20 protein-coding genes and 1 pseudogene are annotated in these 23,403 nt (G+C 69.1%); 5 read left to right on the top strand and 16 right to left on the bottom strand.

Going from position 1 to position 23,403, the window contains the following annotated elements; translation table 11 throughout:
- From EMA17_RS23580 to EMA17_RS23540, 9 genes are all read right to left on the bottom strand, one after another.
- Positions 1-922, bottom strand: a 922-nt coding sequence (locus tag EMA17_RS23580; protein WP_371863031.1) for a site-specific integrase, incomplete at its 3' end; no start/stop codon positions are given.
- A gap of 428 nt (positions 923-1,350) precedes the next feature.
- On the bottom strand, positions 1,351-1,647 hold the full coding sequence (locus EMA17_RS23575) for a helix-turn-helix domain-containing protein (RefSeq protein WP_246126843.1): 297 nt from the start codon (positions 1,645-1,647) through the stop codon (positions 1,351-1,353).
- Positions 1,648-1,741: 94 nt separating this feature from the next.
- Entirely contained in the window at positions 1,742-2,803 is a 1,062-nt protein-coding gene (locus EMA17_RS23570) for a tyrosine-type recombinase/integrase (RefSeq protein ID WP_126639102.1), read from the bottom strand.
- Positions 2,804-2,908: 105 nt separating this feature from the next.
- Positions 2,909-3,403: an AAA family ATPase gene (locus EMA17_RS23565; RefSeq protein ID WP_246126842.1), complete on the bottom strand. Its 495-nt coding sequence runs from the start codon at positions 3,401-3,403 to the stop codon at positions 2,909-2,911.
- Positions 3,400-4,980 (bottom strand): Mu transposase C-terminal domain-containing protein, encoded by a 1,581-nt coding sequence (locus tag EMA17_RS23560; protein ID WP_246126841.1) that lies wholly within the window; start codon positions 4,978-4,980, stop codon positions 3,400-3,402. The genes EMA17_RS23565 and EMA17_RS23560 overlap by 4 nt, the downstream gene beginning before the upstream one ends.
- Before the next feature lie 439 nt (positions 4,981-5,419).
- Entirely contained in the window at positions 5,420-6,577 is a 1,158-nt protein-coding gene (locus EMA17_RS23555; RefSeq protein WP_126639101.1) for a hypothetical protein, read from the bottom strand.
- 1,041 nt (positions 6,578-7,618) lie between these two features.
- Complete coding sequence (locus tag EMA17_RS51930) at positions 7,619-8,302, bottom strand: hypothetical protein (protein ID WP_160161529.1); 684 nt, start codon at positions 8,300-8,302, stop codon at positions 7,619-7,621.
- Between the two features lie 345 nt (positions 8,303-8,647).
- Positions 8,648-9,019, bottom strand: coding sequence for a toxin Doc (locus EMA17_RS23545; RefSeq protein ID WP_126639099.1), 372 nt, complete (start codon positions 9,017-9,019; stop codon positions 8,648-8,650).
- Positions 9,020-9,023: 4 nt separating this feature from the next.
- Positions 9,024-9,269: a hypothetical protein gene (locus EMA17_RS23540; protein ID WP_126639098.1), complete on the bottom strand. Its 246-nt coding sequence runs from the start codon at positions 9,267-9,269 to the stop codon at positions 9,024-9,026.
- 1,492 nt (positions 9,270-10,761) lie between these two features.
- On the opposite strand from EMA17_RS23540, the gene EMA17_RS23535 reads away from it, so the two are divergent.
- Positions 10,762-11,811 carry a terpene synthase family protein gene (locus tag EMA17_RS23535; RefSeq protein WP_126639097.1) on the top strand — a complete coding sequence of 350 codons (1,050 nt, stop codon included), beginning with the start codon at positions 10,762-10,764 and terminating at the stop codon, positions 11,809-11,811.
- A gap of 1,088 nt (positions 11,812-12,899) precedes the next feature.
- On the opposite strand, the gene EMA17_RS23530 is transcribed toward EMA17_RS23535, so the two are convergent.
- The 3 genes from EMA17_RS23530 to EMA17_RS23520 all read right to left on the bottom strand — a co-directional run bounded on the left by EMA17_RS23530 (position 12,900) and on the right by EMA17_RS23520 (position 14,707).
- Positions 12,900-13,415, bottom strand: a complete 516-nt coding sequence (locus tag EMA17_RS23530; RefSeq protein WP_126639096.1) for a hypothetical protein — start codon at positions 13,413-13,415, stop codon at positions 12,900-12,902.
- Between the two features lie 288 nt (positions 13,416-13,703).
- Positions 13,704-13,970, bottom strand: coding sequence for a hypothetical protein (locus EMA17_RS23525; protein WP_126639095.1), 267 nt, complete (start codon positions 13,968-13,970; stop codon positions 13,704-13,706).
- Between the two features lie 110 nt (positions 13,971-14,080).
- Positions 14,081-14,707 carry a hypothetical protein gene (locus EMA17_RS23520; RefSeq protein ID WP_126639094.1) on the bottom strand — a complete coding sequence of 209 codons (627 nt, stop codon included), beginning with the start codon at positions 14,705-14,707 and terminating at the stop codon, positions 14,081-14,083.
- Here EMA17_RS23520 and EMA17_RS56040 point away from each other — a divergent pair.
- A pseudogene (locus EMA17_RS56040) lies at positions 14,643-14,876 on the top strand (transposase family protein); the annotation flags it as partial. The gene EMA17_RS23520 and the pseudogene EMA17_RS56040 overlap by 65 nt on opposite strands.
- A 112-nt stretch (positions 14,877-14,988) precedes the next feature.
- On the top strand, positions 14,989-16,263 hold the full coding sequence (locus EMA17_RS54245) for an ISL3 family transposase (protein ID WP_371863035.1): 1,275 nt from the start codon (positions 14,989-14,991) through the stop codon (positions 16,261-16,263).
- A gap of 455 nt (positions 16,264-16,718) precedes the next feature.
- On the opposite strand, the gene EMA17_RS23505 is transcribed toward EMA17_RS54245, so the two are convergent.
- The 3 genes from EMA17_RS23505 to EMA17_RS23495 all read right to left on the bottom strand — a co-directional run bounded on the left by EMA17_RS23505 (position 16,719) and on the right by EMA17_RS23495 (position 19,382).
- Positions 16,719-17,336, bottom strand: coding sequence for a hypothetical protein (locus tag EMA17_RS23505; protein ID WP_126639092.1), 618 nt, complete (start codon positions 17,334-17,336; stop codon positions 16,719-16,721).
- A gap of 520 nt (positions 17,337-17,856) precedes the next feature.
- Positions 17,857-18,426 (bottom strand): hypothetical protein, encoded by a 570-nt coding sequence (locus EMA17_RS23500; protein WP_126639091.1) that lies wholly within the window; start codon positions 18,424-18,426, stop codon positions 17,857-17,859.
- 308 nt (positions 18,427-18,734) lie between these two features.
- Positions 18,735-19,382, bottom strand: coding sequence for a TMEM175 family protein (locus tag EMA17_RS23495; RefSeq protein ID WP_126639090.1), 648 nt, complete (start codon positions 19,380-19,382; stop codon positions 18,735-18,737).
- A gap of 855 nt (positions 19,383-20,237) precedes the next feature.
- Between EMA17_RS23495 and EMA17_RS23490 the strand changes: the two genes are divergently transcribed.
- A complete protein-coding gene (locus tag EMA17_RS23490; RefSeq protein ID WP_126639089.1) occupies positions 20,238-20,450 on the top strand; it encodes a type II toxin-antitoxin system CcdA family antitoxin in 213 nt (70 codons plus the stop codon).
- Positions 20,447-20,767, top strand: a complete 321-nt coding sequence (locus tag EMA17_RS23485; protein ID WP_126639088.1) for a type II toxin-antitoxin system PemK/MazF family toxin — start codon at positions 20,447-20,449, stop codon at positions 20,765-20,767. The genes EMA17_RS23490 and EMA17_RS23485 overlap by 4 nt, the downstream gene beginning before the upstream one ends.
- Positions 20,768-21,656: 889 nt before the next feature.
- Here EMA17_RS23485 and EMA17_RS23480 read toward each other — a convergent pair.
- Positions 21,657-22,631 (bottom strand): hypothetical protein, encoded by a 975-nt coding sequence (locus tag EMA17_RS23480; protein WP_126639087.1) that lies wholly within the window; start codon positions 22,629-22,631, stop codon positions 21,657-21,659.
- Positions 22,632-23,403: the final 772 nt, after the last annotated feature.

The following is a 23,403-nucleotide window of genomic DNA, read 5'->3' as shown; positions in this document are numbered from 1 at the left end:
CGATTTCACACGACGCCGACAGCAGGTGAGGATTCTCCGTGCCGAGTCGGTATCGGTGGTCTCGACAGCGTTGCAGTGCCGTCCAGGTCGCCTCGTCGAGTGGGAGAGCCACCGATCTGCCGGGGAACCGGACGCTCCGGCAGGAGGGATCGATTCCCGTGTCGGCGAGCAGGCGCAATTCGGTGATGCTTGCCGCGTGGAGCAGGGCGGCAAGTCCGATGAAAGCCTCGTGAGGGTGAATGTCGTGGCGGGTGGTCCACCTCCGGTACAGGGTGCGCTGCCGGGACGGAGTGAGGGTCGGGCCGTGGAATCCCCTCTGCTGTGCGGCGGATATCGGGTCGGTGGGGTTGTGAAGGATGGCCCTGGAGCGGTGGGCGTACGCGAAGAACTGACGCAGTCCCGCCAGTCGAGAGGCGCGGAGGGCGGAGTCGACGGCCAGGAAGGACTCCAGGTCGGCGGTGGTGACGCTCGCCCAGCTCGTGTGGCCTGATGCGTGGAGGTGACGAGCCAGGTCACGGACCCCGGCCAGGCGAATCTCGATGGTCTTCGGCTGGTTGGGCCGTAGTCCCAGGTGCTCGGCTTGCTCGCGCTGGAGCAGGAGAAACTCGGCGAACTCCGCGACGTGGGGGCGCAGCGGGGCGGGTGTGGCCTGGATCCGGCGGGCGCGGCGGGCTGCCGCCTGCTGGTCGGCGAGGGCCGGTGGTGGGTCGAGGTGGCCGTGGGTGTGGAAGAAGTCGGTGATTGCTCCGACGAGTTCGGGGGCGTCGTGGGTGGCGTGGGCGAGGAGGCGGTGGGGGTTGTGGGTCGAGGTGTCGAGGATCAACCGTGCCGTGGTGGCGACGATGTCGGCCGCGTATATCGGGTGACGATGCCCCGCGAGATGGGCGGCGAGGTCGTTCCACCAGGAGGGCATGGTGGGCATGCGCTCGGCCCAACCGGCCGCGCGGGACAAGACCGTGTGTGGTGAGTGCTCGTAGCAGCGCTTGCAAAGACTCTTGGCCCACTGACCGCTGGTTCCGCACCGTTCACAGGGTGCCGGAGGTGGTGCGATGGCGGGATCGACGCAGGCTCGGCAGCGCTGGGTCGCCGCGTCGAGGACGCGTCGGCGTCCGCAGTGCTGGCAGGGCCCTCGGGCCCGTTGTCCGGCGGATCGGCGTCGGCATGCCGCGCACGCTTGTTCGGTGGATCTGCGTGGGGCGCCACAGAGGGTGCAGGGCCGCGAACACCAGGGGCAGCGGCCGGTATCGGGGCGCAGCCGGCGCAGCCGGTGACAGGTTGGGCAGGTGTCCTTCACCGGAGGTGGCGCGGCATCGGTGGTCGCGGAAGGGTTCGTGGCGGAATCGGGTGCGGTCACAACGGTGGCAGGGATCGGTGGAGCGGCGCAAACGTTTGCCGCGGGGGTGGTGGGGATGGGGTGGTGCTTGGGATGGGGGGTGGGGGCGCGGCGGGATCGCCGACGGCCAGCAGGTCGCCCGGGGTGCAGTCGAGGGCGGCGCACAGCGCGGCCAGGGTGGACAGTTTCACCTGGGAGGGCTGCTTGGTGAACAGGGCGGACACCGATGCCGCGGACAGTTCGAGGCCTGCCCGCTCGGCGAGGAGTCGGCGCAGTTGTGTGCCGGTCCAGATGCCGCGCTGTGCCGCGGCCATCCGCAGTCTCCACTCCACCTGTGGCGACGGAGCCGAGGACTCGACGGCGCGCAGAGGCGGTGGTGTGGTCATGAGCATTCTGCCTGCCTGTGGGTCAGCCGGTCAGGCCGGTGACGGCGACCTGCGTCGCACGGCGCCAGGCGTCCTCGACGAAGGTGAGTGATGGGCGGACGTAGGCCATGGTCGAGGCGATGTGCCGATGTCCGAGCAGCTGCTGGACTACGAGCAGGTTCATGCCCTGCTCGTAGTGGTGGGTCGCGCACGCGCGGCGCAGGTCGTGCGGGGTGAACCGGTCGCTCTCGGGTCGGCCCTCGGCCTTCAGGAGGTGGGTCAGGCGGTCGCGTGCGGTCTCCGGTTTCAGCGGTCTTCCGTGGGCGTCGCAGAACAGTGCGGCGGTGTCGGGGAACAGAGGGCGGATATCGCTTTGGTACCAGGCGAGGATCCGGTCCAGGCCGTCGAGCATGGGTGCCCATCTCGGGCGCGGCCCCGAGGCGTTGGCCGCTTTGCCGAACCGTACGTGGAGCTTGCCGGTGGGGCCGAGTTCGGGGTGGACGTCGTATAGGTCGAGGTGGAGTGCTTCACTCAGCCGCGGCGCGGAGTGGTACAGGGTGCGCAGCAGCGCGTAGTCCCGTGCCGCGGCCGGGTAGTCGGACACGGCGGCCAGGCGGGTGCGGGCGAACGCGAAGAACGCGGTGAGACGCTCTCCCGAGGGCGGCAGCGGGTGGGGTGTGTCGTCCCAGACGTGGCGCAGCCGGTTGAACCGGTCCAGCGGGTCGTGGACCGGGACTCGGTACAGGGCGCGGATCCGGGCGGCGTAGCGCAGGCGCACGAAGGTGTGGAACGCGCGCAGCATGTCCAGGTAGCCGCGCCTGGTTCCCGCGGCCCGGCCCGCGAGCAGCAGATCGTGGAGCATCGCGTCCACGTGGGCGGGTTCGATCCGCCACACGGGGCGGTCGAAGTGATCCAGTACCCGCTGGAGCAGGGAGGTGTAGGAGGTGATCGTCGTTGCGGCGAAGCCCCTCACCACCCAGGTGTCGGCGAACGCCCGCGCGCAGTCGGCCTGGAAGGCCCACACGTCCGGGACCCGCCCGGGATCGACAGCCGGAGCCGCGGGCCCGCCGCCCTCGACCAGCCGCAGAATCGGCCTCTCCCCCATACCCCACCCGCCATCTCGCCACGACTCGTGGTTAAGGCGGCACCTGAACGAAACGCGCGCCACCTAAGTCGTCAACGAGACACCGCAAGAAAAGCAACTCCCGCCTTACGAACAACCCCCCGACCCACACTTCTCCCGCCGGTACTGCTGGGCCTCGTCGCAGACGATCACGTACGGGCGTCTGGGCAGGGTCTCGCGCAGCAGTTTGTCGAACGCGGTGGGGGTGCCGGGCATCTTGCAGCTGAGGTTCATCTGGTGGAACAGTTCCTCGCGCAGGTCCTTGGGGCCGGGGCGGGAACGGGCGAAGTCCAGCGGGAGGATCAGATCCGGGTTCATCTCCTGGATCGTGGCGCGGGTGCTGAAACTCTTGCCGAGCCCGGGATCGCCGTAGATCACCGACATGGCCCGCGACTCGACGGTGTCGACGACGGTGTCCTTGATCTGCAGCAGGGTGTCGGTGGGAACGAGCGTGGAATCCTCGAGGCCGAGGAAGAACTGGGGGCGCAGATCCGGGCGGCGGCGCGATGCCGTGCCGGGGTGGCTCGCCGGCGTGACCGGGCGGCGCTGGGGCAGGTGCCGGCGCTTGGGAGCGGTCGTCATGAGGAGTCGTCCTTGGGTGTGGTGGAAGCTTGGCCGGAGCGTGTCCAGCCGGGTGGGACGGGGGTCAGGGGCGAGTAGGACTGGGCGCGGCGACGGGGCGTGGCGGGCTTTCTCCCGCCGGCGCCGGCGAGTTCGTTCAGCGCCTGGTGCTCCGTCATGCGGATTGCCCGCACGGGCGGTTCGGACTCGGTGGAGGGCAGGTAGCGTTCCCGCTTGCGCTCGCCGGAGCGCTTCAGGGCCCGGCGCAGCGTTGCGCTGTGCTCGGTGCGGCCGGTCAGGACCTTGGCGCGCAATTCCTCCGTGGCCTCGTCGCTGAGCAGGGCCCGGCCGAGGTAGCGGTTCCCGCGGAAGGTGTAGAGGTCGATCTCGTGATGGTGGTGGGGCATCCATCGGACGCGTACTTGGACGCCGATGCGGCCGACGCCGTTCTCGGGCATGTAGCAGCGGCCCGCGAACTCCACTCCGTGGCTGGTGATCTTGCGGGGCCGGTGGTCGCTTTCGAGCATGAGGGCGCGCAGTTCGGTCGGGCCGGGCTCGGGGCGGATCTCGGTGGGGTCGGACAGCCATGCCTGCAGTGGTGTCAGCCCGGTGCGTGCGAGCACGTGTTCGGTGTTGTGGTGGTGTACCCACTCGCGCAGGAGGTCGACGAACGCCTCGAAGGTCAGCGGTGGGTCCTGGTCGCCGGCGCGGTGGCGGTGGTCGAGTCGGGGTGCTTGGGTGTAGCGGGGCAGGTCGGCGAAGAAGCGGGTCGTGCCGGTGCGGTTCAGCCGCTCGATGCCGCCCTTGTGGCGGGCGCTGCGCACACGGTGGACCGGTACGCCGAGGAGGCCGAAGGCCCGTTGGACGGTCTTGGACATGAAGTCGGCGCCGCCGTCGATGCGCACGAGGTGCGGCAGTCCGCCGGCCGGTCCGTAGGGGGCCTGGCGCAGCACCGATGCGCGTACGGCGGCCAGGACGGATCCGCGGTGCGCGGAGCCGGCGGTGACTGCCCAGCCCATCACGTAGCCGGTGCCGCGGTCCTCGAACCACGTCACCCACACCCTGGAGGTGGTGTTGTCGGGCATGGTCACGACGAGAGGGGCCTGTTTGTGGTCTGCCTCCCACACCTGGTTGCGGGCCACCGCAGGTCGTTTGAACGCGGGGTCGAAGCCGCGGGCGGCGGGAATGCCGGTGCGTAGGCCCGCCATGAAGCCGGGATCGAGGTCGCGGGCGATGGCGTCGTGCAGGGTGGTCAGCCCCGGTGGGTCCTTACCCGCGGCCAGGGCGGTGCGTGCCAGGTGCTCGTGGGCGCGTTTGACGTTGCCCTGGTAGTCGGCCAGCACATCGATGATCTCGTCGGTGATCCGTAGACGCTTTCGGATGGGCTTCTCCGGTGTGCCGCTCTCTTCGGCCTGCGCGAGCCAGCGCCATACCGTGCGTGTGCTCACCTCCACCGCGTCGGCGACCAGCCGCACGTGAGCGGTGGTCAACTCTCCCGCTCGGCGCAGCCGCAGGAGTTGACCGATCGCGGCGGGCCGCAACTCGTCCCGGTGCCGGCCCAGGCCGCCCTGGACCGGAGTGTCTCCCGGAGTGGTCACCGGGGACGCCCCTCGAGTGGGCGGGCGGGTGACGGCAGGGTGATCACGCGCGGTCTCCGACGTCGAACGATGTTGGTGTGCAGGGCAGTTCGGCCGAGGGCCCGTTCCCGAGGGCAGGCGGGCCGGAGGCGAGACTACGAGCCGGGAGCGAACTCCCGGCCCGACCGATCACCCGAACGGGTGACGGCCTGCCGTTCCCGTCACTCCGAACGACACACGTGCTAGGTGATCCACGGTGCGGCGGAACTCCCCGAACCAGGCGGGGACATCACGCCCCGACGATCGACAGGCAGAGAAAACGGCCAAGGCGACATCGACCGATGGCTTCGCATCACCACGATCGACCTGCCCAGCCACCCATGAACAGTGCTGATACACCTGCGTACCGGTGACGCACGAAGCCGAACCTCCCCCCCGCGCATGTTGACCGAACAGTGGATCAGCGGTGGTGGGATGCCGACCAAGCTGCGGAGACGCGCGCGTACATGCCCCAGGGGTCGTCCAGTGCCGGGTGCATGGCGAGGCATGCCTGTTCGAGGTCATGCCATCCGGAAGGGGTACTGAAGGTGCCGATGACCAGGCGCGTCAAAGACTTCCATGCGTCGGTGGCAGGTCTGCGACCCATCGCGGCCGTGGCGTGCAGGACGAGAGCGACGAGAGGTTCCTGCGCGCACGCCCGGTCCAAGTGCCGTACGTCCGGGTCGTCGGGGATCACACGACGGGCTGCCTGGTAGATCGGGGCGGCTTCTCCCAAGTAGCTGAAGACATCGCGTGCGCGACAGAGCGTGGTGAAGTCGATGCGCGGTAGGACACGCAGGAGGGTTTCGGTACCCGGATACCAGGTCAGGAGTGGCGCGTAGGTCGGTGACTCGCCCCGGAGTTCTCGCCGACGATCCTCATCTCGGCATTTTTCCAGGTCGTCGATGAGGCTTCGGTCGAGACGAGGTCCGTTCAACGTCCGTACGGGATTTCGCAGATGGGCGTCGTAAAGCGCGTCCAAGCCGATCTCCTCGGTTCCCAGCGCCGTCGCCGCGATCCAAAGCGTCCAGGCCTGCACATCGTTCGCGTCGTGGAGTCGGATGGGGTCGAAGAGATCCAGGTCTCGCCGTCGGAGGCGGCGTTGCCGGCGCAGGGCACGGTCGAAGTACCGACGCGCCGCCTCCAGGACGGCGTCTGCGGCTTCCTGACTGGTGCGGGCCCCGTGGGCCGCTTGCCGTAGGCGCCGCATCAGTGGGTCGTCGTGACGACGTACGTACCACTGCAGGGCGGCCCGTATCGCGGCCTCGGGTAGAGGGAGCCTGTCGGTGGCTCGGAAATCGTCTCCGGCTCCCGGATGCACGGTGAAAACACGGAGAACGGCCTCGTGAAGTGGCCTGCCCTGTCGTACCGCCATCGCGAGCGCCTCGGCGATCTGAAGGGTCTCCCGGGGGGTGCGCGATGTCGATCCGTTTCCGCGGCCGAGCGCCTCGCGTTCGTTCGCGGGCAGGATGCCAGCGGCTCTCCAACGCTCCAACTGGGGCGCCGTCACCGAGTGTCCTCGATCTCGCAATCGTTTGAGCAGTTCCTCGTCGGCTCTGCTCGGCGCGGTACGTGGCATGCCGGACAGGCTAGTTAGAACCCCATGATCTCTCGCCCGTTCCCGCGAAGTGCCGTGTGGCTGACTGGAGTCGTCCGGCGGTGGATGCCTCGCCGGCCCTCGTCGAAGCCCGTGCCGGGCAACCGATCGACAAAGGAGATGGTCTCGTGTCTCTCGTTTCCCGTCCCAGGGAACGTACGCGGCTCAGGTTGGCCTGTGCCGTGCTCGGTGGATTCGCGGCCGGCGTGGGTCGCGCCATCGCTGCCTGGCTCCTGGGGCGCTGGCACTGATGCCCACGACGAAAGACGACGGAGACAAAGGAGATACGGCGAAGGTGACATCGGCCGATACGGCTTCCTGTCACCGCACATTCGGGAAAACGTCACCATGATCGGCCACAAACAACCCCACCGACCAGCGGAAAACACCCCCACACACGGTGACACACGAAACCGAACAACCCACTGACACTCCCACCGAACCTCACAGTGCGACGTCGAGGAGGAAGTACTCGCACGGGCGTTGCCCTCCTGGGGCAGGCAGGAGGACAAGATCGCCGGGAGGGACACGGCGGGGAAGCCGCGGGGGATGTGGCGGGTGGGCGGCGCCGTGGTGGGGCCGGTGGCGTTCGGATGCCGCCTGTGTACGGCACGGCGCACCGGCAGGCCAGTGCGGGTGGTTCGGTACGCGGCGCGGTGGGAGCGGGCGTGCGCGCGGCACGCGCGGTGGAGTCCGGACGCGGACGCCGACGGTGTGCCGGAATATCTCGAGTTGCACGAAGTACCGGAGGTGGTCCGGGCGCAGCGGCGGTGGGCAGGTGTGGCGCGGCGGGCGGCGCGGGGCGGGGTCGATCCCGAGGCGGTGTTCGGTGTCGCGCGGGCGGTGGTGTGCCGAAGGTGGGAGTCGGCGCCCAGGGAGTTCCCGACCCGGACCCGATCGACCAGGCCCCGCTCGGACAGCCCTGAAGCGCTTTCATCCACAGCACCCCAGCTCGCACCACCGTCTACACACCAACGACCGCCCCCGGAACCACAACCGAGTACGGGAACAGAGCAGTTCGATTCACAGACCCACGTCAGCTGCGTACGAACGCCTGTACCATTCCCATTTCGGAAGTTTCCCGGAGACTACGTCTCCCGCATTGGGTGCCCATTCCCGCCTCACGAATATCGGTCGGGTCCGAAGCACGTCCCCGGATCGTTGAGCGCGCAGCACCAAACCCAGTGCCTCGATCGCGGGATCCCCCTCGTGGGTAATACGACCCTCCATGTCGTTGCGCACCGCATAGTCCACGAGCAGATCCGCAACCATCGACGGCGGCCGGCCCACGACGGGGAAATCCGCGATGCGAACCTGCGGTCCCCGCTTCGCGTCCAGAGCAACGGCACACAATCCCAAGTCCTCTTCGAAGTATGTCGACAGACCGGGATTCTCGAACTCCAGCCTCCACGGGTGGGTACTCGGTCGAGGAACGGCATCGACCAATGCGGCCCTCACCTCTTCGGGTGTCATCCCGAATCGCAAAGGCCCTACCCGTACACACGGTACAAAATCCCAATCCGCCCTCTCCGCTGCAACCGAGTCGTCGTCCATTCCCGGGCTTCTCTTCCTTGTCCATAGGTCGTCACGGCGCAACCCCAGGCGGAGAGCAGGCTCTTCGGGCGGCCCGCCGACGGCAAAGACCACGGCGGCTGGGTCACCGAGCCGCCACAGATCGACGTGGTCGACGAGGGCCCCGAAGGCCAAGGTGTTCCTGGTCGGCTCACCCGGCCATCGTGCCCACCACGTACGGCTGCGCGCACGGCAACTTCCCGGTGATGTGTCCTTTTCGATGTCGGCGATTTCCTCCGCGACCTCTGCTCTCCGGAGACGGGTGTCGGGGCGTTTGGGCCGGCGACGGTGGCAGCGGTGACGGGTGTGACGGATCACCCCTCGCCCCCGGGGGTCGTGCCGGTCGGGAGCCGGTTCGAGCTCTCCCACGCCGGTACGCCGGGGCTGTCGGGAGGGACGACGGGGGTCCGGGCCTGCGCGGCCTCCGCAGGCCGGGACCGGTCGGCCCCGAGGTCGACGTCCGCCCTGGTCTCGGTCGGGTCAGATCCGCCAGGACCGCAGGTGCTCGGCGACGGTGTACACGTCGGCCTTGCCGGTGTCGACGGCGCGGGCGAGGTCGACGAGCGCGCCGTACGGCGGATCCACGCCCTGGTCGGAGGCGGCCATGTAGGCGACGGCGACACCACACGCGAACAGGGCGTTTCGCGCGGGCAGCGGCCGCAGCCGGATCAGGGTGTGCAGCAGGGACGCGGCCCGCCAGGCGGGGTCGGCGTCCTCGCCCAGGCGGGGGGTGTTGACGCGGTGGCGGGCGACGGCCGCGACCAGACCGGAGTAGTCGTGGACGTCGGGTCCCTCGGGCAGGACGTCGGTCTGGCGCTCGAGGAGCCAGCGCAGGTCGATGTGGAGGATCACCGGGTCAGGCCGCCCCGCGTCGACGGGCCCCGGTGGGGGCGTCGTCGGGGAACGCGTCGTCGAACGCGGTCGTGTGTTCGGCGGTGAAAGCGCGCAGGACCGCGGTCATCGCGGCCAGGGCGCGGCGCTGCGCCAGGTCCTCGGTGACGGCCTCGCGGACCAGGCTCTTGAGGGTGACGCCGCGGGCCTTGGCCGTCTCGCGGAGTTCGGCGAGTTCCTCGTCGCTGAAATCGATGTTCAATGCGGGCATGGCCTCAGCATACGTTCGAGGTACCGGGAAGGGAAGAAACCCAGGTGGGTGGGCATGATTATGGGTACCCGGCATCGACGCCGCGGATGCGGTCGACCGAGGCCCGGGACTACGGATCGCGACCGAAGGCGAGCCGCCCCGGGCAGGCCTCGCCGCACAGGCGTGCACGACGAACGGTGCCCCGGTCGCATCGAGTCGTGGGCGACCGCCGGGGAACGCGGACGCGGCGGTGGAGGGTGACTCGTCGGGACGCCTCCGAACGGGCGGCCCCGCGACAGCAGTGCCGTCTGCCCCTTTCCCCGACCCACAACAGCGGCCCGGTCGGCCCGTGTCAGCCGGTGACACACACCCACACACCATCGAACAGGCACAACGGTGCCTCCCACCGCCGCCCAACCGCTGTCACCACGCCGACCATTCACAGCCCCCCACCGAACCTCACATGTCCGGCGCAGCGGCGGTTCGAAATGGCGGAGTCGGAGGTGCGGCGGCGGGTGTGGCCGGGCCGAGTGTCGCGAGGCCGGGACGTGGGACGGCGGCGTTCGGGGCGCGGCGGCGGGTGTGGCAGCGCGGGGTCGGGGCGGGTGGCGTGGGGGCCCGTGAGGGCGTAGGGGTCGACGGCGGCGGCGCGGTGGCGGTGGCGGTGCAGGAGATCGTCGTTCCCGGGCCCGGGACGGTGTTCGCCGGGTCGCGATCGGGCGCTGGGACGAAGGTCAGGTCGCGACCCGGCGCAGCGGAAGGCGCTGCTCGCCGTCGGCGTCGCGGCGCCGGCCGTCGGGGTGGCGGCGGAGCGGGGTGGGGTGTCGGGTGGGCCGAGGGCGGGGCGACCGTCGTGGACTCCCTCCCGGACGAGTCCACGAAGAACGACCACCTTGCCGAAACCGCGAAAGAGACCCTCGCCGGGCTCGACAAGCCGCCGAACGGACGCCGCGTACACGGCACGACGCGCCCGGTCCCGACCACCCCCAAGAGCGCCCGGAAGCAGGCGGCCATCGACAAGCAAAACAATCGACCCGAAAAGTCGTCAGGAAAACAAGACCGGAAAACCCGGCAGGAAACCGAGGCGCGCCGCAGGAACGACCGCGCCCGACAAGCCCTCATTCCGTGCGGTCCGCGACGGGTCATCGGGGGCCCTGTCGGGATCGCCCGCCCTCACGAACTGCTCGTCGTCGCTGCTCGTAGAGCCCCACGGCGTCGTCCGGACGGTCCTCGCGGCCTGCGGCGGCCTCGAGCTCGTCGACGAGCCGACGCGAACCACCCTGCGACGCGGTCACGGGCCCGCTCGGCCGCGTGGCCCACCTGCCCGCGCGGGATGCCTGCAGGGACGGGCGTGACGACGATCGCGCGGTCTTCTCGTCGGCAAATGCGCTACATGAAGCCGGAGTTCGGATGAACGGTCGCGTTCCTCCTATTGACACCGATGGCGGCGGTTCAAGGTTGCCCCAGCGTGACGCGGCGCGTTGCCTTCCCTTTCGCCCTTGAGGAGTCAGCCATGAGCGCACCGACCGTGACCGACTTGCCGATCGCTTTTCGCCTGCCGGAACTCGCCAACACGTTGCCGAAGGCGTTCCATCCCGAAACCGACCGACTCATGGACGAGTCCCGGTGGTGGGCCCGTCGTCACCTCGGTTTCGCCTATGCCGGCAACACGGGCCGCGTCGACAAGAACGTGGACGGCACCCTCCTGGTCTCGCTGTCCATGCCGCATGCCGACTACGAACTCGCCCTCTGCGCTGCGAAAGTGATGAACTACCTGATCGGCATCGAGAACAGTCTCGTCGACAAGGCCGGCCTGGGCGGGAGTTCGTTCGCCACCCGCAACGTGTTCGGCCGCTTCATGGCCGACCTGATCGGCTGGGGCGACGGACACACCCCGCTCTCCGAGGACTTCGGTTGGCTGCGCAATCGCATGCCCCGCGACCGCTGGACACGATTCGTGTCCTACCTGGAAGACTTCGCGCACGGCTTCACGACCGAGTTGGAGGACTGGCGGGACGCCGGCGTCTCGGACTACGACACCTACATGCGCGATCGTCGGCACAGCCTGGGGGTGCGTTGGTTGTTCGGCTTCGCCGAGGAGGCGATCCGCGACCTCCGGATACCGCCGCAAGCGTTCGAACACCCGGACGTCGTGGAGATCCACGACACCGCGATAGACGGTTACACGCTCATCAACGACCTCGTCTCCTATCGCAAGGAACTGGTCATGGGCGACCACGTGAACCTCGTGTACCACCTCGGCGAATCCGAAGGGCTCGACCTCGAAGGCGCGATGAACAGGATCTGCGCCCTGATCGACGAAACCGAAGGCAAGTTCCTCGATCTGCGCGACCGGATCTCGAACGGCCCCCACGGCGACGCGCCCGGGATGCGCGGCTACCTGAACGAGGTGGGACACATCATGACGTCCAACCTGTGGTGGGCCACCGTCAGCGAACGCTACCAACCCGGCGGATTCCCCTGGGACGGATCCATCGCCGGAACAATGACCTTCCACCGCGACCGCGTCGACTTCCTCGCCGACCCGCCCGCCGACGACTGACAACCCCGCGCCGAACCTTCCGAAGCGGGCCGCGTGAGTGCGTTCACCACAGACGACGGCGGGCAGCCACCGACCCACCCGGAGGACCCCGCCCTGTCAAGCGCGCACCACGACGCCACGACCGGGCGATCAGGGGATCGAAGGCTCGTTCATCAACGCACCTGCCACCACTGCGGTGACCGGCTCCCGTCCGGAACGCGGCCGGACGCGGCCTACTGCTCATCGGCCTGCCGCGCCCGGCAATGGCGCCGCGACCGCCGACGACGTGCCCACGCGGCAGCGGGGAACTCTCAAGGGCTCGGTGTACACCCTGAGCAAAGGGAGTATCCGATGACCGATGTGGCGATTACGACGACCGGGTCGACTGCGGTGGAGGCCGTTTCGGGGACGTCCGGGCCGGCTGCCGGGCAGGGTGTGGACACTACGTTGACGGCGGCCGTGGCCGAGCTCGCGGAGAAGGCGGCCGAGCAGGCCAGGGCGGGTGGGGTGCGTCTGCTCGGCGAGGGCGGCCTGCTGCAGGCGCTCGCGAAGCGTCGCTGCCGAGGTAGAGGGTGGTCTTGCCGGCCTCGCGGCGGATGATGCGATTGCCCTCGGCGTCGTGGACGTAAGCGTCATGCGGGCCAGGAAAAACACGTCGCGGCGTCCCGGAACTGTCGCCACCGATTGGGCAACACCCGCTCCCCGTGCCTCCGACACGACTGCTGCGGCGAAGGGCCGGGAGTCGCGGTGGAACTCGCGGAGCGTGCGACAGGTTGGCCGTCCGCAGGCCGGTTCGGCCACCGGCCGAACAGCGGAGGAACGGCGCCCGCTCCGGCAGCGAATCGTGCGACGGCCAGAAGAACCCGCTGTGTTCCACGACGCTCCATCGGGGGTGCATCCAACCCGGGGTACACCGCGTCGCACGGCGGCGACGTCCTGCCGTGGACCAGCCCCGCGCGGCCACCACCCGCGCCACCCGAAGCGGACGATGGTCCACGCTGCGGCGCACATCGCGATCGACACGGATCGTCGGATCGTGCGACCACGGCATGTCCGTCACGGTCACGCCCGGCCTCCACCGCCGCAACCCCTCACGCACAGGCGTCAGGTCACCAGCGTCCCGGGTCTTGGACGAGGGCATATAGAGCCACAGCGTCGCGCAACTGTTCGAGGAAGTCGCGTAGGCCGGTCGCGATGGGCGTGAAGCCGCCGTTCAGGGCGGCGGTGTGTGAGCGGTACACCTTGTTGTCGGAGCCCATGGCGTAGAGGATTCCTCCGCCGTTGCCGGCGAAGATCGTGCCGAGGTTTCCATCGGCAAGGACTACGGGCTCCTCGGAGAACTGCCTGATGACGTGGCTGGGCGGGTTGATGAAGAACGCGTTGGCGAAGGCACTCATGACCACCTCGTTGGTCACACTGTAGAAGGTGATCAGGTCCTGCGGGATTGCCGAGTGGACGCGCATCGCCTCGAAGTCACGTTGGTCGGAGCCTGTCAGGACGATCTCGTTCCTCCCGGGCGGGTAGGGGTCGTCGCCGTCGAACACGGACAGGACGGACCGGAGGTGCGCGGTGATGTCCACAGTCCAGTTGCGGACCCAGTGCGGATCGAGGGAATCAGAGTTCACGGGGTTGTCCTGCCGCTCGAAGTGTGACGCTTCCGCTCCTTCGGCACACCGGCGAACGTGTCGATCACTCGGCGCGGACGTCCAATATGTTCCTCGTCACCGGATACCTCGAGACCCACGCCGGACTCGGCGATCGTTTCCGAGACCTTCCCTGCCGGAAGCCGGCCGGCCGGCGGCGAAAGCGCGGCGCCTGGGAGGTGACAAGAGCGGCTTGCTTGTCGGAGGCGTCCAAGTCCAATCGCTGCCGCCCATTGTCACTTGGAAAAAGACGTCACTCCCGCCGATCGTTCACGTCGGAGTCGAGTCGGACAGCACGGCGTGCTTCAAGTCGTCGCCGCCGAACAGCTTCGGCGGAAGGTGGATCCTGCCCTGGTCATCCTTGACGTGCGAGGCGTACCGCTCGCACGCGTGGGCGATCTGACGACACGCCGCGGCGAGGTTCGCGATCAACGGCGCGCCCTCGGTCGGCTCGCGCGGCGCGCCCTGGTAGCCGACGAACAGCTTGAAGTAGGTGTCGAATCCGTCCATGGCCACGCCGCGACATTCGGCGAGCATGGTCCGGGCACCCTGCTGTGCCTGGGCGAGGACCTCGTCGAGGAGGGATGTGGCGGAGTTCCAGCTGCCGCGGGCAGAGGAGACTTTCCCGCGGCTGCCCCGGGAGGGGTTCAGGACGTGCTCGAAGGTGCCTTGTTTGTCGACGATGTGGGGAGTTCACGGCCGCGCCCGGTCGAATCGCAGGGATCGGCGGCCGGGCCGCGCAGGGCGTTGATGGCCGGGTCGATCGGCTGTGCGCGCATCATCGCGGCGGTGATCGCGTCCTCCGTGGCCAGGTAGTCGGTCGCGGTGCGCATCACGGTGGCGGAGGTGGCACCCATCACGGAGGCGGCGAACGCGATCTGGTCGAGCGTCTCCGCAGCGGCCGGCCGGTAGACCTTCGCGAACGCGTTGCCCGCGCCGTCGTCACCGGCCATCCCGGCCGAGCCGCCCAGGTCGTGCGCCGGGCCGTTCGCGATCGTGTTCACCTGTTCCCGCAGGGTGTTGAACCCCTGCGCGGTGACCACCAGCCGATCGAAACTCACGTCGAAATCCACCGTCATGCGAGCCCCCGGACGTGAACCGAACGTTGATGGCGATCTTTGAAAAAAAGAGGCTGTGACGCGTATTTCGGGACGATCACTTCCGAACAACCGGTTCTCCGGTTGAGGTTGGGCGTTCAGCGTCGTCGGCATGGAGAACGTGCGGGGGTTCTGGGGGTTGGTGTGGCCGGAGGTCGAGGGCCTGGTCGTGGACAAGGCCCGGATTGTCGGCGACATGCATCGGATCGATGCGCACGGAGGGACCGCGCGTTGTCCGGCCTGCGGGTGCGAGGCGACGAGGGTGCACGACGTCTACACGCGGCGCCTCGCAGACCGGCCGATCGGCGGTCGTCGCGTGGTCGTGTTCCTGCGGGTCCGCCGATTCCGCTGCGACGAAGACTCATGCGGGAAAAGGACTTTCGCCGAACAGATCGCACGTCCGACGACGCGCCACGGTCGCTCGACGGACGCATCGGCCCGGATGGTGCGGGCGACCGGTGTGGCCGTCGGCAGCCGGGCCGGTGCCCGACTCGCCACGCACCTGGACGTACGTGCCGAACGCGACTCGAATCGTGCGCCGGCCGAGGACACTGCCCGATCCGCCGAGATCAAGCGTGCGCATCCCCGGCGTCGACGAGTTTGCGTTCCACAGAGGTCGTACCCACGGCACGATCCTGATCGACGTCGAGACGCGCCGCCCGATCGACCTGCTGCCCGATCGCTCCGCGGACACGTCCGCGGCCTGGCTCGCCGAGCACCCCGAGGTCGAGATCATCCGCCGCGACCGACGCCGAGTCTTCGGCGAGGGCGACCGACGCGGCGCACCCCAGGCACGGCACGTGGCCGATCGCCGGCACCTGCTTCACAGCCTCACCTCGGCAGTCGAACGCACCGCCCACGCCCACCGGGCCTGCCTGCGCGAGAACGTCGAACATACGGTCCCCGAGGTTCGGGACGACGCGGTCGACCTCGCGAACGCGCGTGCCCTCATCGAATCCCCACCACCGATGGACCCACCGGGAAACCAACTCCGGCCCGCACCCGACAACGGCACGCCGACGTCCACGACCTGCGTGAACGCCGCTACACCATCAGTGCGATCGCCCGAGTCCTCGGTCTGGACCGCAAGACCGTGCGCCGCTTCGCGACGACCGACCTCGACGAACTCCTCGCCTCCGCGCGCGAGCGCCGGAGCGGGGAGATCGACCGCTTCCGGGCCTATCTCCAACGCCGCCTCCACGCGGGCGCGACGAACGCCGCCGAGTTGTACCGGGAGATCCACGAACCGGGATATCGCGGCAGCCGCGTCGTCGTCACCAAGTATGTCGCGACCATGCGCTCGGGTACCGCCCGTCCCCGAAGCGCGGCGAGTGATCCCCAGCCCACGGCGGAACACCTCCTGGATCATGCGCCGTCCGGAGAACCTCGGCGACAACGAACGCTCCGATCCGGACCGCGTCCTGGCCGCCTGCCCCGACCCGGCCACCGCCCACGCCCCGGCCGACGACTTCTCCGCGATCACCCGCGAACGACGCGGGAACGACCTGCCCGGCCGGGTGACCCACGTTCTCGCCGACGGACCACCGCCGTTGCAGTCCTACACGATCTCCCTCCAGACGGATTCGGAAGCCGTCGTCAACGGCCATACGTTGCAGTGGAGTTCGGGTGCAGTCGAAGGTCAGGTCAACCGCATCAAGTTCCTCAAACGGCGGTCATACGGCCGAGCGTCCTTCGATCTGCTGCGGACCCTCGTCCTGGCCCAGCCATTGTGATCGTCCCGAAACACGCGTCACAGCCAATTTCGAAGGTCCTCATCACCACGTGCGCGCGGGAGACACCACCCGCTTCCGCCACCGCGAGCAGACGACCCACCACCAACGGCCGCAACACTGCCGTATCCGAGGAACCAGCAGCAGGACGTACCGAAACCGAAGAACGACTCCTCGCCATGCCCGCCAGCACATACCGCGCCTCGGATCCCGGACACGGGAACGGGGCAACTCCATGACAAAACAACCCGCTTGTGTTAGGCACCCGACGTCAGTCGATGGTCACTCCCGTGACAGTCGAAACGATCACGGTCAACCACACCCCGACCAGCACACAAACACCCACACGACACCCGCACCCCACTGACGACCAACCACCGCCACCACAACGCACACTCACACGCCCGGCTCCTTCAGCGCGTCGACGAGCACGCGGTCGGCCGCGTCGGTGCGGTTCGTCAGGTGGGTGGCCGGCAGGCCGAACGCGGTGAGCAGCGCGGCGCGCAGTTGGGGCAGCGCGGGTTTGACTGCAACCTGTGCTCGATGGGCCGGGACCCGCCTGGGCGGCAACGCAGCGCCTGGTCGACGGCGACCGTCTTGCCGTGGCCGGTGTCGCCGTACACGCACACGATCCCGCGGGCGGCGACCGTGTGGGCGAGGGCTTCGGCCACCGCGCCGAGTTGGCGGGTCGACACCACGTGCGCGCCGGGCACGTGGAGCCGCGCGCCATTTGCGAACGGCGACGGTTGTGTCGTGGCGGGGCCGGTCTCGGTCACGGCCGGGGTGTGCTCGGCCGGGGACGGCAAGGTGATCCGGCCGGCTTCGTCGACCGTGCCCGGGAGCGCCAGTTCGGCCAGTACGCGGTCGTAGCTCGCCGATCGCATGTCCTTTCCGGATCGACGGGAGACCTCCGGAGTCCGGCCCGCGCGCACGTCACGGCGGATCACCCGTTGCAACGTGCTCAGCGAGGGCTCCGAGGTGTCCCAGTCGGCGAGCGTGCCCGTCGTCTGTCGTTCGAGCATCACCCGACGGAAGGCGGACATGTTGCCGCCCGGGCGGGTGAGTTCGGCCCACACCGGGTCCGAGAGCGTGAGGCCGTTCTTCCGGGGCGTGCCTCGAGACGCCCTCCGCGTGCTTCACGCAGCCACCGCCACATCGTACGCTCGGACACCCGGCCGTCTCGGCGACGATCCGCACATGCGTGCAGGTGACCGTCCCCGACGCGTCGATGTCGAGCAGGCAACGCACCGCCCACCCACGCGGCACCCCAACGTCCCGGGATCCGGGCGTCGGAAACGGCGAAGAGTTCCCACGCGGGCCTGCCACACCCCGCAGCACACACCCACCAACGGGCAGCGCACACGGGAACGGTCAACCAGCCGACAACGCCGGAGGTGTGTGGTGGAAGCCCTGTGACACTGCCCTGATCAACACATGACAGCCCACGACAACCCCACCACCACACCCGAAACGCTCTTCGACCGGCCCGGACGCCCCCACCGAGCGACACCCACCAACACACCACCACCACACCAACCGGCCACACTGTGATCGACGCAGAAACCCTGTCGCCACCGGGTGAACGGACCGGTGCATTCACTCCCGGGCCAAGTAGTCCTCGATCAGTTCAGCCGGGTTGGCGGCCGTGGTGGCCTCCTCCTCCCAGCCTGGGGATTCCATGTCGAACACGACCACGGGCAGTGGGCGGCCAAAGATCCTCTCGATGGTGCCGCTCGCGTGCAGGTAACGGGCGAGATCGATGACGGCATCGCAGAAGTGGCTTAGGAGAAGGGACTCGTCCTCCAGATCCCTATCGGGATCGAACTCGCCGTCGTACCAGATGCCGAGATTCCTGGCCTCCTCCTCGAAGAGCGGGCCGCCGAGCGGATCCTCGGGAACGTTGCCGAGCCTGTTGAAGCCGTCAAGAATCCAGTAGGCATAGTGCCAGCGCACCTCTCCCGGATCGAATTCCGGGCGCATCTCCTTCTGATACTGGGTCTCCGTGTTGTAACCGATGTCCACGCACGGGCGGCGCTGGTCGGTGTCGATGCGCCAGATGCCGAAGCCCAGGACGTATATCTCACGCCTCACATGCCCGGGGATGTCCTCCAGGATACTGGTGGTGGTCTGCCGCAGATGCGTCTGGAAAGTCGTTCGTTCCGTCATGGTGGGCTTTCCCGGTGCGAAGGAGGGTGTTGATCGGCTGGTCAGGGCGGGTTGCGGGGTTTTGATGATTGCCTGATTGGCCGCCGCTTGTCGGCGTAGTGCTTCTCCTCGTATTCGCCCGGGTGGAGCCGTCCAGGACGCTTTGGATGCGTTCGGGGTCGTACCGGCCGTCGATGTGGGCGAAGAGCGCGAGGTTGCCCTCGGCACAGGTCTCGACGACCCTGCCGCGGATGTACTCGGTCCTGGGCTCAAACTGGTCCGACGGCAACGGTTCGGGCCAGGAAAAATGCGCCAGACGTCGGCATCGTTCAGCGGCCGTCGGTTTCCGGGGTTTTCAGGGAGGATGCGGTGCGTGAGCGGCCGGTCGCGCCCTTGAGCGGGATCAATACCAGCCAGATCCACATGGCGTCTGCGCCGAGGGGCCACGCGAGTGGGATCGTCACCAGGAAGACCACGACCGTGATGGCGAGGTCGAGGATCCAGGCCCTGGCGAGAGTGGGAGGAAGCGGCGTGCGGTCGCGTTCGGGGTGGCGGGCCCGGAGCAGGACCAGGGGCGATCTGGGTGAGGTCCATGGCCGCGATGGTGGCGGCGTGGATGGCGATCGATGCCGGCACGGAGCCGTATTCGGACAGCAGTGAGGTCGGGAGGGTACGAACGCGGTCACACCGAGCCCGGCCAGGGTGAGGGTGGTGAAGCGGAGGTCGACCGAGCACATGCCCAGCAGGACGCGGCGGTGGTCGAGCCAGAAGGCCCCGATGATGAGGAAGCTGAGGGCGTACGCGGCGACCTTGGGTGGTAGTTCGCCCAGTGCGTGGCGGAATCCCGCGGTCCCCAGGTCGGGTGGGATCGAGATGTCGAGGACGAGCAGCGTCATCGCGATCGCGAAGACGCCGTCGGACAACGCGACAAGCCGCTCGGGGCCGTGCTCGTCGCCGAAACCACCGGCCTGTGCCATGCACTCGACCCTACGGTTCCCCGACCGGGCGACCCCACGGCGCACGCGCCGCGGGGTCGCCCGGTCGGCGGCGCGGTGGCTGTGACGTCTTTGGCTCAGCCCCACCGAGACGGCTCGTCCCGGCGCCGGCAGGTGTTCGTTGACAGCCCCAACCGGGTTCCCCGGCAATGTCCGCCCGGGTCGAGCGGTGGGGCCATTTCAGATTCGGGCCGTCCGAGTGGGGCCGCCGGGTAACCGTCACAGCCGGCGCGGTGGCGCCGGTGGGCGGGCCGGGTGTCGTGGCCCTCAGGCTCGTCGACGATCCACACGAGCGCGCGACGGCCCGCCCCGCCGGCGGCTTCGGAGGACACGGTCCGCACACGGGCACGTGCTGCTCCTGCACGGGGCTTTCGATTTCACCGACGGCGGGTCTCCGCGACGGCGGGTCCCGCACCGGACCCGGAGGGCGGGGACGAAGAGCGGGGGCCGAGCCGACACGGGTATCCGAGCCGGGGAGATCGTCGCGGTACGGCTGGGCAACTGGGTCAACAACCAACGCACCCGGCGGCGTTCCCTGTCCGAAGAGCCGGACGGCTTCCGACCGAACTCGGCATGCGCTGGTGAAGGGCGGTATCGGGTGGGGGTTCGTGTTCGGTGGAAGTGAGATTCGCAACGAGATCGAGGCGGGGTCGGGCTCGAGGGCGAAGCCCGTCGAGGACATAGGGCCGTCCGACCCGCCGGTTCCGGCAGCCGGTGACCCGGTATCCGTGGGGATCTCTCGCCGGGGTGTCAATTTCCTCGCTCGGGCTTCGTGGCAGACCGCTGTCGCGGCGTCGAACGCCGAAGAGTCGTCATACGTTGCGTATGATTTCCGGTATGGCGAATAGGGAACGGGTCACGGTGACGATTCCCGCGGACCTGTTGGCCACGGCCAAGGCCGCGTCGGCGGGGAATCTGTCGGCGTATGTCGAGCGGGCGTTGCGGGCCGAGGTGTTGCGTGAGGCGGGCGAGGCGATCGAGGCGTGGCGCGGTCGGCACGGCGAGGACGCGGAGGAGCTCGCGGACGTGTTCGGCGAGGACGTCGCGTGAACCTCGCTCGTGGGCAGGTCTGGGAGGTGGCGCTGGCCACCAAGGTGCGGGCCGTGATGATCGTCGAGTCGGACGCGGCCATCCGCGCGCTGCCGGGGACGTTGGTGTGCGTGACGATCGACCGGACCGGAGGCGCCCCGGACACGGTGGTGACGGTGCCGATCCCCGAGCCGGTCGCGGGAGCGGTCGTCGCGGTCGACCTGGTCGCCCTCACCGACAAACGCATCCGCTCCGGCACCTACCTGGGAACCGTCGACCCGGCCGTGATGACACGGGTGTCCGCCGCGCTGCGCGTCGTCCTCGAACTCACCGACTGATCCGAGTGGCCCTGCCCCATGCCGGTACACACAGGCATGGGCGAGGGAACGCTGCGGGTCCGGCCGGGGCTCGGGAGCCGCCCCGACGACACGACAGGCAGCAAACGCGCTGCCGGCGGTGGCATTCGGAGCCCGCATCCGGTGACGACGTTCCAGGTCCTGTCGGGACGGTGGCGGGCCCGGATCGTAGTGATCGTCGACCGCGGGCGGCACGTATCCTCGGGGTCGAACGCGATACGTGGGCGGTTGGTGATGCGGCCCGTGATTCGCGGGTGGTGGTGGGCTTGACGGGACTGCTGCTGTGGCGCGACGCGGTGGACGGGCGGACACGCTCGTGAGTACCGCATCTCTTCGCCCGCCACGGGGACGGCCCGCTCGGCCGGCCGACTGCCCGGGCTCGCCCGGCGCGGGCGGGCTGCGAGCGCTGCAGGCCGCGGCGGTGATGGCCGGGGCGTGTACGCGGGTCGGCTGGGTCCATCGGCAGTTGGGGCGGCCGGATCGGGTGTCGGCGGCGAACCCGCGGTGGCTGGCCGGGTATCGACATCCCCGGTATCGGGGGTCGCCCGGGGCTGACGGACTTGGTGCTCGCCCGCGCGGTCGGAGCGCGTTCGTCGTTCGGCGAACCGGGCGTTCGGGGAATCGAGCGGGGTGTGGCGGCGGAGCGGTCGGCCGGTGGGTCCGTCCCGGGTGGCGGGCTTCGTGTGGATGGCGCGGGGTCAAACCCATAGCGTTCCCGTCCAGAACGCACCGCTGCACGTGGCTCGGTTTCTCGGACGCTGCGGATCGTGGGTCGACCGCTGTTATGCAGGGGGCATACCGTAGGCCGCGCACGGGATCGGCTCCGGCTTTGCCGCCGTGTTCGGTGTTCGGGCGGCTCACCGTTGCGGGTTCAGGGGTTGTGGGAGATTTCCGTGTAGGGGAAGTCGGTCGTGGGTGCCTGCGTGCCGTCGTCCCAGATGCGTGGGATCCAGACGGTCGGGTGCGGAGCGTTCGGGGACTTCACGAAGAAGCCGGTGACACACAACGCCACGAAACGTTTGTAGGAGCTGTTGCCGTTGCGTGCGACGGTGAGCGGTGGAAGCGGGTAGTAGGCTCCGCCCGATTGATGGGCCGAGCCGACGTCCACGAAGACGAACCCGTCGTAGACACCGCCCGCGCCATAGATGTCGATGCGGCCCCACTTGGCCGCCTCGACGGTCAGTTCGGAGCTTTCGTCGGTGCCTTGGGTCCACGACGTACTCTCGGTCTCGCTGTGGCTCACGGAAAAGTTGAAATCACTCGACCCTTGCACCGTGCTCTGCTGCCCCACCTGGACGCCGACCGTGCCGCCGACCGACCAGCCCGAGGTTTCACTGTCGGTCCGGCTCACCGACTCCGAGACGGAATACGTGCAGCTCATCGCCCCCTTGACGGTGTGGGTACTCACCTGGTGCAGGTAATGCCGGGTGAGTTTGCCGGCGAAGGCGAGGGGATACGGGTTGGAGATCGTCTCGACGTCCCCGTAGTGCCCGATCAGCGCGTAGGGCAGCCTGCGCCGCGCCAGGATCCAGTCGGCGAAGACGCGGTCCACCCTGGAGTGGTCGGGGCGGCTTCCCGGGCCGATCTCGATCTCGTCGGACCCCGTGTAAGGCGCCATGCAAGCCACGTTGTCCCGGGTGATCTCCCTGAATCCGCTGTCCTTCGTGACTGCCTCGCGCAGCGCGTCGAGATAGGGAGGAAGAGCCAGTTCGCTGCCGATGGCGCCTCCGTCGGAAACCGCCTCGATCTCCGCGCCCTTCGGTGCGCCTTCTCCCGCGACGAAGGTGGGGATCTCGTACCCGGGGTTGTCGTAGAAGACGGACCGGCCGCCGTTCTCAGCCACCATTTCGAACACCTTCGCGTGAGGACGTTGCCGCTGCACGGTTCGGCGCGCCACACAGGCACGGGCGGCCCCGCCCTGCCGTGCGGGGCACGTCCGCGCACGCGGGCCGGGCATCGCAGAGCGACACCCGACACCACGACGGACCGGCAGGCCGTGACGCACACGCCGACCCCGTCCGGGAGTCGTACCCCGCCGTCGTCGGTGGACGGGGCGAGTACCGGACCACGAGGCGCACGCGCATGGTTCTCCTCCGGACGGGATGGGACGCATCAACCCAACCATCCATCCGCCCGACAGGGCGCCGGACACGGGCCTCCATCACCCGGACGGCCCCACGAGCACTCGGCCGCGGGAACCCCACGGCAGCCGAGAGGGCATGCGGGAGCTCGCACCGCATGGACGCCGGCTGCCGATCCTCGGAGGTCTCGACGGCGGTCCGGGAAGGCCGAGGTCGGGGTGTCGACGAAGGCCGGGCCCGCCCGGACGCCTGCCACGGCGTGCCGCCCCCATCGGCGCGACGTGGCGGGTCGCCCGGCGGCACGCGCGCGGGCACACCGAACCGTGGTGGCGTTCGATGTCACGCACCGGGACCCCCGGACGGGCGACGCGGACCCGGACACCGCCCGACCGGCATTGATCGCCGGCGGCCCCGCCGCAGCCGGGAAGACCACCGCACTGCACCCGCGTCGGACGCGCCTGCCACCTCGCGGAGACCGCCCAACGCGGCGCAGGAATGGAGGGGTGGAAGGGTGGGGCCGGTGGCGTACGTCCTCGT

The organism is Embleya hyalina, assembly GCF_003967355.1.
In the GTDB taxonomy this organism is placed as follows: Bacteria; Actinomycetota; Actinomycetes; order Streptomycetales; family Streptomycetaceae; genus Embleya; species Embleya hyalina.
The sequence above is the reverse complement of the archived record's forward strand: the minus strand, read 5'-3'. Positions and strand labels throughout refer to the sequence as shown.

Coding starts and splice junctions, on each gene's coding strand:
- EMA17_RS23535 (WP_126639097.1), top strand. CDS start 10,762: ATGAGCGCACCGACCGTGACCGACTTGCCGATCGCTTTTCGCCTGCCG.
- EMA17_RS23500 (WP_126639091.1), bottom strand. CDS start 18,426: ATGACGGAACGAACGACTTTCCAGACGCATCTGCGGCAGACCACCACC.
- EMA17_RS23540 (WP_126639098.1), bottom strand. CDS start 9,269: ATGCCCGCATTGAACATCGATTTCAGCGACGAGGAACTCGCCGAACTC.
- EMA17_RS23565 (WP_246126842.1), bottom strand. CDS start 3,403: ATGACGACCGCTCCCAAGCGCCGGCACCTGCCCCAGCGCCGCCCGGTC.
- EMA17_RS23575 (WP_246126843.1), bottom strand. CDS start 1,647: ATGGCCGCGGCACAGCGCGGCATCTGGACCGGCACACAACTGCGCCGA.
- EMA17_RS23495 (WP_126639090.1), bottom strand. CDS start 19,382: ATGGCACAGGCCGGTGGTTTCGGCGACGAGCACGGCCCCGAGCGGCTT.
- EMA17_RS23555 (WP_126639101.1), bottom strand. CDS start 6,577: ATGCCACGTACCGCGCCGAGCAGAGCCGACGAGGAACTGCTCAAACGA.
- EMA17_RS23480 (WP_126639087.1), bottom strand. CDS start 22,631: ATGGTGGCTGAGAACGGCGGCCGGTCCGTCTTCTACGACAACCCCGGG.
- EMA17_RS23490 (WP_126639089.1), top strand. CDS start 20,238: ATGGCGAATAGGGAACGGGTCACGGTGACGATTCCCGCGGACCTGTTG.
- EMA17_RS23570 (WP_126639102.1), bottom strand. CDS start 2,803: ATGGGGGAGAGGCCGATTCTGCGGCTGGTCGAGGGCGGCGGGCCCGCG.
- EMA17_RS23525 (WP_126639095.1), bottom strand. CDS start 13,970: ATGCTCGCCGAATGTCGCGGCGTGGCCATGGACGGATTCGACACCTAC.